This window comes from Thalassotalea coralli, from assembly GCF_055786205.1.
Map to the genome: position 1 here is coordinate 460,037 of NZ_JBVVBK010000004.1, position 17,474 is coordinate 477,510.

5 protein-coding genes are annotated in these 17,474 nt (G+C 40.8%); all 5 read left to right on the top strand.

Features of this window, described 5'->3' with window-relative positions:
- Nucleotides 1-494 precede the first annotated feature (494 nt).
- The 5 genes from ACOB80_RS13065 to ACOB80_RS13085 all read left to right on the top strand — a co-directional run bounded on the left by ACOB80_RS13065 (nucleotide 495) and on the right by ACOB80_RS13085 (nucleotide 17,322).
- Nucleotides 495-2,942: a penicillin acylase family protein gene (locus ACOB80_RS13065; protein WP_473166274.1), complete on the top strand. Its 2,448-nt coding sequence runs from the start codon at nucleotides 495-497 to the stop codon at nucleotides 2,940-2,942.
- A gap of 11 nt (nucleotides 2,943-2,953) precedes the next feature.
- Nucleotides 2,954-4,702 (top strand): cyclic peptide export ABC transporter, encoded by a 1,749-nt coding sequence (locus ACOB80_RS13070; protein ID WP_473166275.1) that lies wholly within the window; start codon nucleotides 2,954-2,956, stop codon nucleotides 4,700-4,702.
- Nucleotides 4,692-5,672, top strand: a complete 981-nt coding sequence (locus ACOB80_RS13075) for a sulfotransferase domain-containing protein (protein WP_473166276.1) — start codon at nucleotides 4,692-4,694, stop codon at nucleotides 5,670-5,672. Before ACOB80_RS13070 ends, ACOB80_RS13075 begins: the two co-directional genes overlap by 11 nt.
- A gap of 67 nt (nucleotides 5,673-5,739) precedes the next feature.
- Entirely contained in the window at nucleotides 5,740-7,338 is a 1,599-nt protein-coding gene (locus ACOB80_RS13080; RefSeq protein WP_473166277.1) for an MBL fold metallo-hydrolase, read from the top strand.
- Nucleotides 7,339-7,371: 33 nt separating this feature from the next.
- A complete protein-coding gene (locus ACOB80_RS13085; protein WP_473166278.1) occupies nucleotides 7,372-17,322 on the top strand; it encodes a non-ribosomal peptide synthetase in 9,951 nt (3,316 codons plus the stop codon).
- Nucleotides 17,323-17,474: the final 152 nt, after the last annotated feature.

The following is a 17,474-nucleotide window of genomic DNA, read 5'->3' on the forward strand; positions in this document are numbered from 1 at the left end:
TGTGCTGTTAATATAAAATCTCATATTCGTTAAGGTTATAAAAAACAAAGTATTAAGTGTGTTTTTTTATTTCAGTTTGTATGGAAATATGTACAAAATCAGATTTTATAATCATGCAATAGAGGGAGTAAATTTTTAACGAGTCATGGACAATCGCAAACTGACTATGTTAAAAATATGTTGAAAATCGCTACTCAACATCAACTCAAAAAACTTTGTCACGTGTTTAATAGGATCATGTGACCAGATGTTAAAAATCTCACGTGTGAGACAAAAATAATAAAATAGTTTTACGCACATGGTTTCACCGTGTCTAAAAAGAGATAGAGGATAGTCGATCTTCTAAATTATTCTAAAAGTAATTCACTTTTGGAATTACCGTTATTTTTTGATTCCGTACTTAGTATGGAATTTGTTAATCATAACTTTTAGTCCTTACTAGACAACAAATGGATTAGTTATATGAATTGGATCAGTTTTAGGAATTTTCTCAAATGTTAATGCGCTCCCATCCAATACTGGCTCGGCTGCTTATTTGGGTCGTTTTGCCTGTCGTCGTTTTGTTAATGGTTGCCTTTTTCTATTTACGGCAAAGCCTTCCAAAAAAAGAAGGTGTTTTGGAGGTAAATGGGCTAAAAAGCGTAGTCACTATCACCCATGATGAACATTCGATACCACATATTGTCGCTTCAACTGACCATGACGCTTTGTTTTCATTGGGGTATGTTCATGCGCAAGATCGGCTGTGGCAAATGAACTATTATCGGCGTTTAGCACAAGGGCGGCTGAGTGAAATACTTGGAAAAAGCTCGTTAAGTGTTGATCAATTGATGAGAACAATAGGACTATATCGCGCAGTTGAGAATGACCTTAAAGCCTTAGATGAGGCATCTTATGAAAGCCTTGTGGCTTACGCCAATGGTGTTAATGCATGGCTTGAACAATCACATGTTTTACCGGTTGAATTTTACTTACTCGATACTCGGCCAGAAAAATGGAGACCTCAAGACTCTCTGTTGTTAATGAAGTTATCTGCATTTAACTTAGGTTCGGGTTTTAACCAAGAGTTGATGTTGGATATGCTGGTGAAAGAGTTAGGGGTTGCAAAGGCAAATGAGCTTATCCCGAATCTAAACGCTACAAACAAGCCTGATACACAATTAGCAAACATGGTTGACTCAGATGTTATCAACGGTTTACTACGCCAAGACCAACAGTTACAACGAGAATTTGGTACAGGCATAAAAGGTGTAGGAAGCAACGCCTGGGTTGTCTCTGGTGAACACACGAAAACAGGCATGCCGATACTAGCCAGCGATCCTCATTTATCAACGCAAATTCCTTCATTTTGGTATTTGGCAGAAATTAAAGGCGAAAAGCTTCACGTTACAGGAGCAACAGTGCCTGGTGTACCTTTCATTTTTATGGGGCATAACAATGATATATCTTGGGGCACAACAAACATGCTAGCGGATGCCCAAGACTTATATGTGATGAGAACCAATCCATTAAATGAAGATCAGTATGAATTTAAAGGTGAATGGAAAGACATGAAAATAATCGAGGAAGAGATACATATTAAATCTGACTTCCCTGAATTTCTTACACATCCTATTCCGCCAGTGAAATGGAAAATTCGCGAAACACATTTTGGCCCACTTATTAGTGACGTTATTGGTAGGGTTGACCGGCCATTGTCATTAAAATGGACAGCGCTTGCGACGGAAGATAAGAGTTATCAAGGTTTCTTTAAAATAAACTACGCTGAAAATTGGCAAGACTTTACCGAAGCGATGCAAGATTACACCGCACCTGCAATTAACTTTGTCTATGCAGATAACCAAGGAAATATTGGCTTTTATGCTGGCGGTAAGATTCCCGTGAGAAAAGAAGGCAATGGTCGACTTCCTGTGCCAGGTTGGGATCAGCAATATGATTGGGGCGGATATATATCACCAGAAGAAGTTCCTCAGGCTTACAATCCTAAAAGCGGTTTTATTGTGAATGCCAATAATAAAAACCACGCAAATGATTATCCCTATTTGGTCAGTAACAATTGGGCACCAAGCTATCGCTCTTCCAGAATTGAAAGCCAACTTAAGGCTTTACGTAAAAATGGAGAAAAAATAGTATTTGATGATTTTGTCAAATTACAAGGTGATACTAAAAGCGAGCAAGCCGTAAAATTAAAGCCATTTTTTGAAACACTGGTCGCTCAAAATAATGAACAAAAGGACGCACTTGATAAATTGAAACAGTGGGATGGTACTTTATCGGAAGATAGCGAGTCTGCTGCCATTTATCAAATGTGGTTACGACACTTCAATAGTTTACTGATTCAAGATGAACTTGAGGGCGATATTCTGCAAATAGCTCGTGGTGATCAATTACAAAGTCTCACCAGCCAAATTCAAGCTGAATTTATAGATAAAGTCATTGAGCAAGATGTTTTGTCACACAATTGGTGTGATCAGGTTGATACGGTTGCACTCGAATCATGCCAAGACATCGCGTTAATAGCATTAGATGAGTCCATTAAAGAGCTCGACAGAGATATTGGTTTTGGCAAAACATGGGGAGACTTTCATCAGACGCGTTATCCCCATCCAATTTTTACTAATTTAAAGTTTTTTGATTCTATTTTTGATCGAGAAGTTGATAGTGGGGGGGGCTCATACACCATTAATAATGCCAGATGGGTTCATTCTAAAGATAAAGGGTATCAGCAAGTTGTAGGTCCAAACTATCGTCAAGTTATTGATTTGAGTAACTGGAGCCATAGTCGCTTTATTAACGATACTGGACAGAGCGGTAACATACTGAGTAAACACTATGACGATAATGTCATTCCTCACAAACAACTCGCACTTTGGCCAATGCATTTAATTCAGGGGCAGGGGCAATCAGAGCATTCTGTGCTTAGTTTAAAGCCAGTGCAATAAAGAGAACAATTATGGAAAATAACGAAAATAAATCCTCTACCAGTTTGTTTGGTTTATTAACAAAAACAGCTCCAAATAAAGTGTTTTTTGCCGTGACATTAGGCTCTATTGCGGGTTTAGCCTATGCCTGTATTGTGCCTCTTGTACTTTTGTCACTTCAACCACAGCCGAATAGGTTTTTGCAGGCAGATATAGACACTTCATATTGGTTGATGGGGTTTGAAATTATCTCGCCCGCGCAGGCACTATTGTTTTTTGCCATTTGCTTTTTCATTCTCATTTGCCGTTCTATATCAGAAACTATGGTGGCACACGTTGCAATCGATGCGACAGTGGGATTAAGGAAAAAACTGTATAGTCGAATCTCAAATTTACCTATTCGCGATATGGAAGAAATTGGCCCGTCTCGGTTATTAACCGCGCTAAATAATGACATTGCAACGATTACGACTGGCGCTTCTGTGTTGCCAAGCATGCTAGTTGCTTCTTCGACTTTAATGGGAATGCTATTCTTCTTGCTCTACTTAAGCGTAGAAGTTTTCAGTTTTGTTGTCGCAGTTATTATCTTTGGTGCACTCACTTACAATTTACCGTTAATGTTTGGACAAAAGCATATGACAACGGCACGAAATTCATTCGACGGCATTCAAGAGGGAATGCGTGGTTTAATTTATGGTGCCAAAGAACTCAAGCTTAACGAAAGCAGAAGAAATGATTATCTCGAGAGTAGTTTAAATGCCAATGAAGACCGCTTTACCCATGCTCAAAAGCATGGCCGCACTTTAATCTCTATTGGCTTAAATTACGGCACCATGATTTGCTTTTTCGCTATCGGTATTGTGGCTTACATTCTCGCGAGTTACTTCTCATTGTCGCAGCAAAGCCTGCTAGGGGTGGTGATGGTGCTGCTATACATAACTGCACCTATTTCAACAATTATGAATTCGATGTCACCGGTAATTATGGCGTCAATCTCAGCGAAAAAATTAGACAGTTTACTTAATGAAATGCCGATTGAGTATCTGGGCGAAGGGCAGCCAGTAAATGACTGTAATGAAATTAGAGTGGAAGGAATCGAGTACCATTATCGCCTAAAAGATGACTCAGGGTTTAAACTGGGTCCAGTAGATTTGACCCTTCGCCGAGGAGAAATTGCGTTTTTAGTTGGCAGTAATGGCTCTGGTAAAACAACGTTAGGGAAAATGTTATCGCTTCATTACGTGCCTGATGCTGGTAACGTATATTTTGATGACACCTTGGTCACTGACAATAACCGAAAGTATTGTCGCGAAAACATATCGGCAATATATTCTGATTTTTATTTGTTTACTAAGCTCTATGGTTTATCGGCAGAAGAGATTGATAGACGTGCAACAAATAATCTCAAAGACCTGGGTTTGGAAGATAAAGTCACCGTTAAAAATGGTGAGTTCTCAAGTACCGAGTTATCTGCTGGTCAGAAAAAGCGACTTGCATTATTAGTTGCATACCTAGAAGACAGAGCCATTTATGTTTTTGACGAATGGGCTGCAGATCAAGATCCAGGATTTAAAGATGTCTTCTATCAACAAATCTTACCGACATTAAAGCAACGAAATAAACTTGTGATAGTCATTACCCATGATGACCGATATTTCCATTTGGCCGATAAGCTGGTGAAAATGGAAAATGGTCAAAAGCTATCAGATGAAGGTTCAACAAAAATAGATAACAAAAGAACATTAGAACAACCCAATGAGGAGATAGAGCGTGTCTGTTAATAAACAGAAAATTACTGCTAATGCAGAAATGGACAAGTTGTTCAGATCATTTGAGATTATAGCGGAATACAGAGAACTAAATTTTGAACAAAAAAGCTTTCACTTAAAAATTCCTAAAATATTGTCGCTATTGGCGGAATATCAGTTCTTGTCATACTACTTCGCGGCTGTGCCTAAATGGCGAGTGTTTACTAGAAACTTATTTTCCAAAAAGCGCGTCGTGCCTGACTATGTCATGACAGGCCCAATTAAAAATGGTTCGAGTGATTTAGTTAGTCATATGCTATTACACCCGAATGTCATGCCACCGCTTGCTAAAGAAATTGAGTCCTTAACGCTAAAAAATTGGCGAGCATATTACCCAACAATCAAAGAAAAGCAGGCGTTAGAGGCGAAAGTTGAAGGGCCTGCAAGGTGCGGATACTTAGAACCGTATCTCAACAACATGACACTGATGAATAAGCTTTACGAGTTAAATCCTAACGCTAAGGTTGTTATCACCTTGAGAGATCCTGTTGCAAGAGCTTACACCCAGTGGAAGTGGGAAGTGTTTGTCGGCGGAGAAAAAGTTAAAAAGCATGGCTATTTTGATTCATTCCACGAATATATTGAGCGTGCCATTGATTTATTCCCTAGTTTGGATATGGAAACTGCTTGCGGATTTCCGGTACTGGAAACGGGGATATATTACAAATCAGTTGAACATTGGATCAAACGATTTGGTGAGAGTAACGTGTTAATTCTCGATTCTTCTGAATATTTCGCCAATAGAAAACCCGTGCTCGACAAAGTGCAAACATTTTTAGATTTACCTGTAGTCGATATCCCTGAATACGGAAAGAAAGCTAACGAAAATCCAATTAAGCTACCTCCGGCTGAACAGAAAACAAAAGATTTGCTCTCTGCCTTTTATAAACCGTACAACGAAAAATTGTACGACTTAGTAGGCAAAGACTTTAACTGGCAATAATAACATTCACTAAAACCCACCTCTTCACAAAATAATAGGGTTTTAGTAACGATTGAGAGAAGTGAAAATGAGTAATCAAAAGCTTTATTTAAAAGCGGACGCATATTTTGAACCCCTATTGAATCAATGGTATGCATGGCCTTATTTAATGCCGCCTGTCACGTGTGCACGTCATATAGTAAATACACACCGCAGGATAATGCAGTCTTTTGTTAAGAACTACAAAATACACATACTTGCGTCGAATGAATCGGTATTAACAGGCGGAGAATTCCTAAACTGTTCTGAAGACCAAGTAGGCGACATTCAAGCGCTAATTGATCAATTAGATGAACGCTGCGGAGATCTGATCGAACTTTCTGATGCGGTTAGATATTTAGATGAGCTACTTAGCGAACATACCAATGGTGAGAGTATTGAATATTTATATTCGAAAGTACCAGATCCACTTAAAGGCTGTGTAGAGTTATTCTTAGATATGGAGCATCGCCCATCCTATAGAATTATCGAACCATTGATGTATCGCAGTAAGTACTATAACCCAGGGTTACAGAGTTTATCTTTTGGTTTATTGTCAAAAGTTGGGGAAAGACCATTTGTTTTAAGCACACCGCGTCTTCCCGATGAAAATCACCTGCAAATACCCGCGCAATTCAATGACGAGTTTGTCGACAAAGTATTTCGTGCTCGCGAATATCCGTTGTCTGCTGATGAAGTGGAACAATTATTCTCTGGTTTTGAGCATACGGGAGGCTTGTCTTACAAAGACTTATTTACAGAAGAAAAGCCGAAAATTACTCACATACCTGTAACCGAGGGCGTTAGGTTAAGTTATACAGGCCATGCAGGATTTTTATTGGAAACGGCTGACGTCACTATTATGGTTGACCCAATAATTGCGTCTCGAGAATCTAACGAAGACGACACAATGTTAAGCTTTAGTGAGCTACCTGAAAAAATAAATTATATCCTGTTAACGCATACCCACATGGATCACGCCAACATCGAAACACTCCTGCAATTGCGTTATAAAACAGACACTATTGTTGTTCCAAAAAATAATGGCGGAACACTCCCTGATCCTTCAATGAGGTTAATGTTAAAACAACTTAATTTCAATGTGGTTGAGGTTGATGATCTCGATGAAATCGACATTCCGGGCGGCAAAATAGTTGCGTTACCTTTCCTTGGGGAACATGGTGATTTGAATATTCGTTCCAAAGCCGCTTGGTACATTGATGTGTTAGGCAAGAAGTGCTTTTTCGGCGCTGATTCCTCAAACCCAGATCGAAATTTATATGATCACTTAGGAAAGTACTACACCGACTTAGATGTTATGGCTATTGGTATGGAATGTGTTGGAGCACCTTACACTTGGGTCTATGGCGCGTTAACAACTAAAAAGGTGCCGAAGGCTATTAAAAACTCAAGACGTTTGGATGGCTCAGATTGCGAACAAGCTATTCCTATGGTTAAAGCGTTCAATGCCAAACAAGTTTTTGTTTATGCAATAGGCTTAGAAACTTGCTTTAAATACTTTAACGGTTTGGAGCACGAAGAAGACTCTAGACAAGTACAAGAATCTAATAAGTTCCTCGAAGCTTGCAAAAACATGAATGTCTCAGCAGAAATTATGTTCTGCAGAAAAAGCGTTAATCTCGACTAGTCGCAAGGAAAAATAATAATTCAAGGTGTCATTATGGAAACAATTTATAACTATCTTGCGGCTCACGCTAATACATCCGCAAACAACTCGGCATTCACTTTTATTGAAGATGATGGCCAACAATCAACAATTAGCTTTGATGAATTGCATAATCGGGCGCAAACAATTGCTCGAAACTTGTTAAAGGACACTAAAGCTGGCTCGCGAGTGGTTTTATTGTTTCCACCGGGTTTAGAGTATATCCAAGCATTTATGGGGTGTTTGTATGCGGGGATTGTCGCTGTACCTCTATATCCACCTCAAAACAAAAAGCATGCGGGTCGCGTTGTTACGGTTATTCAAGACTGCCAAGCACAGATAGTATTAACTGCAGAAGCGTTAAAGGGACAGTTAGAGCCAGCGCTTGCTCCGCTAGTAGTTAGAGATTTAACACAATTATCCGCAGCTGACGACGACATTGAATTACCAACGATCAGCGCTGAGCAAGTAGCGTTTTTACAGTACACATCTGGTTCTACTGGCTCACCTAAAGGGGTTGTGGTATCGCACGGTAATATCATTGCCAACTTAAAGCTATTGCAAGAAGGCTCAGATTGTTCAAATCAAGATGTGTTTTGTAACTGGCTACCACTGTTTCACGACTTAGGGTTGGTCAATACGTTGTTGCTGCCTATTTTCTTAGGAGCACACTCAATATTGATGTCGCCTATACGTTTTATTAAACGTCCTCTGGCGTGGTTTGAAGCAATTACTGAATTTAAAGCCACTATTTGTGGTGCACCTAACTTTGCGTTTGATCATTGTGTAGCCAGAATTAAACCGCACCATTTATCGGGAATAGATCTTTCTACATGGCGTATTGCCTTTAATGCGGCAGAGCCTATCGATGCTGAAACATTAGTGGCTTTTAGCGAACGCTTCGCTCGTGTTGGTTTTAAAGAAAGTGCAATATTTCCAGCTTACGGAATGGCCGAGGCGACAGTATTTATCTGTGCCGGTGCACACAAAACAGCTTACTCAGCGTTTCCGTTTAACAGCGAATCCCTTCAAAAAGGTAAAGCGGAGCTTGGCAATGACGAAGCCAAAGAGCAAGTCTTGGTTGGACATGGATATACAATGTCTGAGCATACGTTAAAAATCGTTTCACCTGATAGTTTAGAGGAAGTTACAGACGGCGGAATTGGTGAAATTTGGTTTGCCGGCCCAAGCGTTGCTCAGGGGTACTGGAACGATGAAGAAAAAACTAATGCTGCTTTTGGCGCGACACTCAATAATGATGATAACCGCTATTTACGTACTGGCGACTTAGGCTTTATCCATCAGGGAGAGCTATTTATTTCTGGTCGTATCAAGGACGTGATGATTATCAAAGGGCGAAATTATTACCCTCAAGATTTTGAAAAGCTTGCTTATAAAGTTTACCCGGAGTTAAATCAAAACGGTGCTGTCGCGTTTGAAATTAATGGCAATGCTGCGTTGTTGCTCGAGGTTGGTCGAGAAGCGCTAGCCAGCTTTGATTTTGCCGATGCTACCGAAGCAATAAAATCGGCGATATTTGAGTATTTTGAAGTTGTCTTAGACGATATTGTATTTGTTAAGGCTGGTCGTATTAATAGAACCTCAAGTGGTAAAGTTCAGCGTTCACTATCTAAAAAACGCTACCTTGCCAATGATTTGGAGGGCTTATATAGCCCAAAAAAGGGCTTACTAGCTGCTCCTGATAATGAAGAAGCAGCTAAAGTAGATGCGCCTGTTAGCGAGACTGAGAAAGCGCTTTGTGCGCTGTGGAAGGCGGAACTAGGGCTCGATAAAATTGGTGTTGATGATAACTTCTTAAATATTGGTGGACATTCGTTGCTAGCTGCTAGCATCGCTGCAAAAATTCAAAAGCAGTGGAACGTCGATATTTCGATTAAATGCTTTTTTAATGCCAACACTATTCGCAAATTGGCGAAAGTTATTGAGCAAGCAGAACAAACGGAAAAGCCAGAAATCACTCCATTGAGTGCAGATGAACCCGGTCCTTTGTCGTTTCCTCAGCAGCGTTTGTGGTTGAATAACCAAATTGACCAAAAAACCGATCAATACAACATCTGTAAAGGGTTTGTATTGACGGGCAAGCTTGATATTGAAGCATTGACGAACGCATTTAACGATGTCGTTAAACGTCATCATGTGTTGAGAACGCGAATAGAAAAAACAGCTTCAGGTGAGGCGGTTCAAGTAGTGGCCTCAGAAGCAACTGTTGAGGTACCGGTAGTTTCGTTAACGAACATAGCGCATGACTTGCTGGCTGGCGCCATTGACGAAGAAATGGCAAAAGAGCTTGCTGCTCCTTTTGATTTGAGCAAAGACTTGATGATGCGAGTCAAACTATTTGAATGCTCAAATGAAGAACATGTGTTATTAGTTAGCCTTCATCACATCGCAGTAGATGGTTGGTCTGAAGGGCTTATCGTCAATGAATTAAACCAACTATATCGTTATTATGTGAGCGTTAATTCAGGGCAAGTGACTGAATATCCGCTTGATGAACTTTCCGTACAATATAAAGATTTTGCACATTGGCAACGTCAAAGTATGAGTGGTGAGACGTTAAAAACACACCTAGATTTTTGGAAAGCAAAGCTAAAAGATCTTCCGGAAGTTCACCATCTGGCATTAGATCGTCCTCGACCGCCTGTACAAGATTCTCATGGTGAGCACTTTTATCACGTGTTAAGTGCAGATATTCAGCAAGGGTTAAACCGATTAGCCAAAGCGCAAAACACCTCATTGTTTATGGTTCTGCAAAGTGCTTACGCAATTTTGTTGCAACGTCATAGCGACAAAGGAGAAAGCAGCGATAGCAATGAGAATATTGTCATTGGTACGCCAGTGGCTAATCGCGAACAGGCAGAGGTGTCGGATTTAGTTGGTTTCTTTGTAAACAGTATTGTTACGCAAACTGACCTATCAGGAGATCCTACATTTGATAAGGTATTAGCCACTTCAAAAGACAATCTACTGGAAGCTTACGAACACAGCCAATTACCTTTTGAAAAATTGGTGGACGAATTACAGCAAGAGCGCAGCCTAGCATACTCGCCACTATTTCAAGTGAAGCTTGTCTTGCAAAACAACGAACAAGGCACTCTCGATTTTCCTGGTTTGGCTAGTCGCAAGATTGAACGAGCACATTCGGTTGCCGTTCACGATTTAAGTTTAGACGTTTATGAACTTGAAAATGACGGTGCTCCAAGTGGCTTAAAACTAGACTGGGAATTTGCAACGGCGTTATTTGATACGAAAACGATTGAGCGAATGTCGCAGCATTTTGAAGTGTTGTTGCAAGGTATTATTGCGTCGCCAACTGCACCAATTAGTGAATTACCCTTCCTTGATCAAAAAGAACATGATGCCTTAATCGATTGGTCTACCTCTAAAATCAATAATGACAACTTAGTTAATTTTGATTTGCCTTTATCTGAAGATATGTCCGTTGTCGATTGTTTTGAGCAACAAGTACAACGCAATCCTCAGTCAATTGTCGCGGTTATCAACGAGTCTTCTTTTAGAGAATCCATCACTTATCAAGAACTCAATGATAAAGCTAATCAAATCGCAGATTACCTAATCGAAAATGAGGTAACTAAAGACACGCTTGTTGGTTTATGTGTAGAACGTTCATTAGAGATGGTCATTGGTATTATGGGGATTTTGAAAGCGGGAGCCGCTTATGTTCCTATTGATCCCGACTATCCTGAAAAGCACATCGAGCACATATTAGAAGACTCTGAACTCGAGATAATGTTAACCAGTTCAGAGCTATTTTCGGAGTTACCTTTTGATGACCTGCAAATTTTGCCGATTGATGACGAACTTTGGGAAAGCTTTCTTGGGGATTACTCAACGGAAAACCCGACGAAAAATTCGATAAACTTTTCATCGAATAATTTGGCGTATGTTATCTATACATCTGGATCTACAGGATTACCTAAAGGGGTTACAGTAGAGCATGGTGGATTGATGAACTCGACCTTGTCACGGTTAAGTGTATATCAAGAAGCACCAAGTTGTTTTGCCTTGTTTTCTTCTTTTGCGTTTGATAGTTCGGTGGCGGGGATTTTCTGGACGCTTGTTTCAGGTGGTAAACTTTGTCTGGTTAACGTTAAGCAAGGTATAGATTTATCGAATTTTGAAACATTAATGAATCAAGAAGAGATCAGTCATTTTCTTACTTTACCGAGTGTATACCAGACAATGATTTCGTCAGAAATAACACCGTCAGCATCTTTAAAAACGGTGATTGTTGCAGGTGAAACTTGTGAGTCAGGATTGGTTAAACAACACCAACAAGATGCGAAATGGCAATCGGTAAGGCTGTTTAATGAATATGGCCCAACAGAGGCTTGTGTATGGAGCAGTTATTACGATTGTACATCTCATACCACGGGTAATGTACCTATTGGTGTTGCGAGTCCTCATTCTAGATTGTTTGTCTTAGACCATGCGATGCAGTTATGCCCAGTTGGTGTGGCTGGCGAGCTCTATATCGGCGGAGAAAACTTAGCTCGTGGATACTTGAATCAACCCAAATTAACGCAAGATAAGTTTGTCGAAAGTCCTTTTGATGCGGGGCAGAGGTTGTATAAAACAGGCGACCTTGTTCGTTGTACTGCAGATAGTCAAGGCAAGCCAGACGTGCTTGAATTTATTGGGCGAGCAGACCATCAAGTAAAAATTCGTGGATTTAGAATTGAATTATCTGAAGTAGAGACAGCGATTAATGAGCATAATGAAATATCTGAAGCAATCGTGCTTGCCAAGGCTGTGGGCTCAAACTCTACTTCCCAACAATTGGTTGCATATGTCGTTGCTGAGGCAGGTTCTTCGTTAGCCAGTGTCGAAGAGGTTAATTTTTGTGAACAACTCGGTAGTTACTTAAGTCAGAAGTTACTTAAGCATAAAGTGCCAACGGTGATGATTCGGATGGAAGCATTACCTCTTAGGCCTAATGGAAAGGTTGACCGTGAAGCGTTACAAGCGGCTGAAGTTTCAGAGCAACATGCTCGTGAATATGTCGCACCAAGAACGGAAATTGAAAAGCAATTGAGTGAAGTGTGGCAACATTTATTAAGCGTTAAAGCTGTAAGTGTTACTGATAACTTTTTTTCGATTGGCGGAGATTCTATTCTGGCGATTCAAGCGGTTACGAAAGCTGCGAAACAAGGTCTAGTTTTTACAACGCGACAACTTTTTGAGTGCCAAACCATCGAGAAGTTAGCGACAGTTGTTAATTTGGAAGCGCACATTGACGCTCCACAGGAGACTATCTCAGGTCAACAAACTTTGATCCCTATCCAACGAGAGTTCTTGTCAGGCGATAAAACTGATCAACATCATTACAATCAATCAGTGCTGTTAACGTTGCCAAGTGATTTTTCTACAGAAACTTTGCATAAAGCAGTAAGCGCTTTGTATCAACGCCATGACGTGTTGCGCTTAGCTATTAACGACGGTAAAGCATCATATATTCCTTTAACTGCGGCGTTGACGGAACGTGCGATTAAGTACTACAAACTCGAAAATCTGTCTGAAGATGCGTGGAAAGCAACACTTGCTGAATATGGCACATTGGAAAAATCGAGTCTGTCACTTGATGATGCTGACGTTTTTAGAGCGGTAATGTTTGACGGAGACAGTAACAATCGTCGATTGTTATTAACTTTCCATCATATGGTTATTGATGGCGTATCGTGGCGTGTGATTTTACAAGACCTAGCGTTAGTTTACGAACAATGTGTTGAGCAAAAGCCAGTGCAATTGCCGCCTAAAACGTCTTCATTCCAACAGTGGGGAGATCATTTAGTTACTCATTTGAACAAGAATACGGTTGCGGCAAGTCAAGGACATTGGCTAGACGTTGATAACGCCGACATTGCACGTTTGCCAGCGGATCATGAAGATGTTGTCGACAACCGAATTGACGTTAGTCAAGAAGTGCATTTTAACTTTAATGATGCCGAAACTGATGCGCTGCTAAATAGTTGTACAGCGACTTATCGCACGCAAATAAACGATTTGTTGGTTTCAGCATTGTACATAGCATTACGTGAGTGGACAGGTGGTTCAGCGTTTAGAATTGACCTAGAAGGCCATGGACGAGAGCCGTTCGATCAATCTTTAGATTTAACACAAACAGTTGGCTGGTTCACGTCAGTATATCCGGTCATTATTGGTTCTGAGGCGAATGCACCAATAGCAGAGGTTATAAAGTCGGTAAAAGAGCAGTTAAGAAAGACACCAAACAATGGCATTGGATATGGTTTGTTAACGTACATGAGTGACAACCATGAGAGCGGCAGCACACAACCGCAAACAGCCGTCTCAGAAATCTTGTTTAACTATCTCGGTCAGTTTGATCAGGTGGTTAATAGTACTGGACCTTTTAATATTGCCGATGAATATGTGGGCGACGATGTAAGTGCCTTACGTCAACGAACGCATTCACTAGAATTTAATGGCATGGTAACCGGTGGAAAGCTTGGGTTTTCACTTAGGTACAACACATTACAGTACAATGTTGAAACCATGGAATGTCTAGCGTCCAGAATGGAAAGCGCGCTAAAACAGATTATTGAACATTGCTTAAGTGAAAATGCTGGTGGTATAACGCCGAGCGATTTTCCGTTGTGTGACGCAAATCAAGCACAGCTTGATGAATGGTATAACGCTAACAAAACACTAGATAAGCTGTACCCAACGACAGGTGTTCAAAAAGGGCTGTTGTTCCATAGTGATCTTGATAGTTCTGCTTATTTGACACAGCTTTCAGTGCATATCGAAGGTAGGCTTGACGCTAATGCGATGGAGCAAGCGTGGCAGCAAGTCGTTGCACGCCATGATGTCTTTAGAACATTGTTTTCAGATGACAGGAGCCATCAACTTGTATTATCAAATGCCAAGTTGCCGTTCGTACATTTGGACTGGTCAACAGACAGTGAATCCGAGCAAACAGCAAAATTCGCGGACTACCTTGTTGCTGATCGCGCACTAGGTTTTGATTTTGCATCAGCGCCGTTAACTCGCATCGCTGTCGTCTCTTATTCGCAAGATAAACATGTTATGGTTTGGACCAATCACCATGCTCTCTCAGATGGTTGGTCATTGCCTCTGGTATTAAAAGAGGTGATGTCATTCTATAAACATTTGGCTGACGAAACGTCGAATGCAGATATTAGTTCAGTGCTTCCTGCCCCTAAACCTTATGAAAACTATATCGCTTGGTTAAAAGGACAAAATATCGAAGAATCTCGTGAGTTTTGGAAATCTTCACTGGCTAATGTCGACGGTTTGTCATCAATACGAAAGGATGCGATTGACGATAAAAGTGTTGAAGGTAGCCAAAAGCAGCGTGTTTCTTTATCTGCAGCACAAAGTGATGCGCTTAATCATGTTGCGAAGCAATATGGCGTTACATTTAATACCTTAGTTCAAGCATCTTGGGCATACTTACTACACAGGTATACCGGCAGTAACCAGGTTATTTTTGGTGAAACGGTATCTGGTCGTCCTGGTGAGGTCAAAGGTGTTGAGGAGATGGTTGGCTTGTTCATTAATAGCCTTCCTGTCGCCGTTGAAATAAATCCAGAACAAGACATAGCTGCTTGGTTAAAACAGATGCACAGTGCTGGTATGGATAGAATTGAAAATGGCTTCTTACCGTTAGCTGAAATTCAAAATCTAACCAACCGCCATTCAAGCAACGGTCAGGACCGCAGTTTATTTGATTCGCTTGTCGTCTTTGAAAATTATCCGGTAGATAAAGAAATCGAAGACGTAATCGCTGGAACTGGGTTGACTGTTACGGGTATTGAAAACGAAGAAGAAACGCATTACGCGTTAACCTTGATGGTAATGCCAGAACGCAGCAGTTTAGGCACCAGTGTTACTTTTGAGTTAGGTTACCGCGCTGATGAATATCGCTCCGATACCATTGTTCGCATACTCAATCAGCTGCAGAATGTGTTAATTGGCATTGCTAATCAAGAGTGTCAAACGGTGGGTGATTTACCTATCATGTGCAGTGAAGAAAATACTCGGTTAGTCGAGAGCTTTGGTCGTTCGGACTCTGCATTTCCAGAACACCTGTGCATTCATGAATTGTTTGCCCAACAAGTTGCTGAACACCCCAATAAAACAGCTATCGTCTTCCAAGGCGAGTCTTTAAGTTTTCAGCAGCTTTATGATCAAAGTTACGCCTTATCCCTTTACTTGCAGTCGCGAGGTGTCGGGGCAGAAAGTGTAGTCGGTTTGTACTTTAATCGAACGCCACAAATGATGATTGCGCTTTTAGCGGTATTGCAAGCGGGAGGTGCTTATTTGCCTCTCGACCCTGAAATGCCTCAAGAAAGGTTGTCATTTATGCTGGAAAATAGTGGAGCTACTTTGATCCTTAGTCAGCGTGAAAAATTAGATGCTGGCGTGGTGACAGAGCTTCCTGTTGTAGATGTAAGCTCTGGTTGGGAAGAGATTAGCGAAATCGCTAACCAACAATTGAGTCAAGGTGAGCCGCTTAGAAAAGTTGCTACTCCTAATTGCTTGGCTTACGTGATCTATACATCGGGTTCAACAGGCCAGCCTAAAGGGGTGATGGTTGAGCATAGTATGTTAGTTGACTATGCGTATGCTGCGTATAAAAAGATGGACTTATCACAATGTGAAACATTTGCGGCAATATCAACGTTTTCTGCCGATTTGGGTAATACTTCGTTGTTTATCCCATTGCTGTTTGGCAAAACATTGCATTTGATGTCGAGTGACTGGGTGAACTCACCAGATAAACTGCTGCAATACATAGATGCTAATCCTATTGATTGCTTGAAGATGACACCTTCGCACTTTGAGATGTTTACATTGTCTGAGAACGAAGTCATCTTGCCTCGCAAAGTATTAATTTTCGCAGGTGAGCCGTTACCAACTAACTTAGCTCAGAAGGTTAATGGATTGCATCCTGATTGTAAGGTCTACAACAACTACGGTCCTTCTGAGACAACGGTAGCGAAACTTTCTACAGATGCCTTGTTCGTCAAAAAGAATGCAAACATTACCCTAGGAAAGCCAATAGGTAATACACAGCTTTATATTTTAGATCAAAATAAAAAGCCGCAACCGATTGGCGTTCCAGGAGAGTTATACATCGGGGGAAGAGGCGTTGCTCGCGGGTATATCAATCGACCAGATCTAACGGAAACTGCATTTATAAATAACCCGTTTATCAAGGAAGAAAAAATGTATAAAACGGGCGATCTTGTTCGCTGGTTAGATAACGGTGAAGTGGAGTTCCTAGGTCGTGTTGATGAACAAGTCAATATCAGAGGATTTCGTATAGAAGTCGCAGAGATTGAAGCGCAGCTCAAGCAATATAAGGGCATTCGAGAGTGTGCTGTTGTAGCTCAAGGGCAACACCAAGATAAAAAGCTCGTCGCCTTTTATGTCGCTGAAGCCACAAATTCAGCAACAGTAGCAGAGCTAGACAGTGATGACATTGCTACCCAGTTGAGATTGGCATTACCTGATTACATGGTCCCCGCGGCATTTGTCAGTGTTGCAGCGATACCATTAACACCAAATCGAAAAGTCGACCGACGTTTACTTGAGACAATGGATGTAAATTTTGCTTCTGGGCAGCCTTATGAAAAGGCGCGAAATGATATTGATCATCTACTTGTCGGATTGTGGGCGGAAGTACTTGAGTTATCGCCTGAGACTATTGGCATAAACGATAACTTCTTTGAGTTAGGTGGCCACTCTTTAACAGCGGTTTTACTTGCCTCAAAAATAAGACGGCAATTTAACATTGAGATGCAACTTAAATCGTTATTTGAACTAAAAACGATCAGTGCGATTTCTGATGCTATCAGCTTCTCTGTCTTGCAACTTGAATCCGAATTGGAAAGTGCAGAGTTGACAGAAGAAGACTTTGAAGAGGGTGTACTGTAACTCTTGCTTTACCGCTGTAATTTGGAGGAAAAGGGCCGAATTACAGCGGAAAAAGTTAAAAGAACCGGAATAGAGTAGGAAGAAAACGATTGCGCGTTGAACTTGGCTTTAATGCTGAGGTAGCGCAATTAATTAGATGGCAGTGTCATCTG

Excerpts from the sequence above, each read along its gene's own strand:
- ACOB80_RS13065 (WP_473166274.1), top strand. The coding sequence starts at position 495 with ATGTTAATGCGCTCCCATCCAATACTGGCTCGGCTGCTTATTTGGGTC.
- ACOB80_RS13070 (WP_473166275.1), top strand. The coding sequence starts at position 2,954 with ATGGAAAATAACGAAAATAAATCCTCTACCAGTTTGTTTGGTTTATTA.
- ACOB80_RS13080 (WP_473166277.1), top strand. The coding sequence starts at position 5,740 with ATGAGTAATCAAAAGCTTTATTTAAAAGCGGACGCATATTTTGAACCC.
- ACOB80_RS13085 (WP_473166278.1), top strand. The coding sequence starts at position 7,372 with ATGGAAACAATTTATAACTATCTTGCGGCTCACGCTAATACATCCGCA.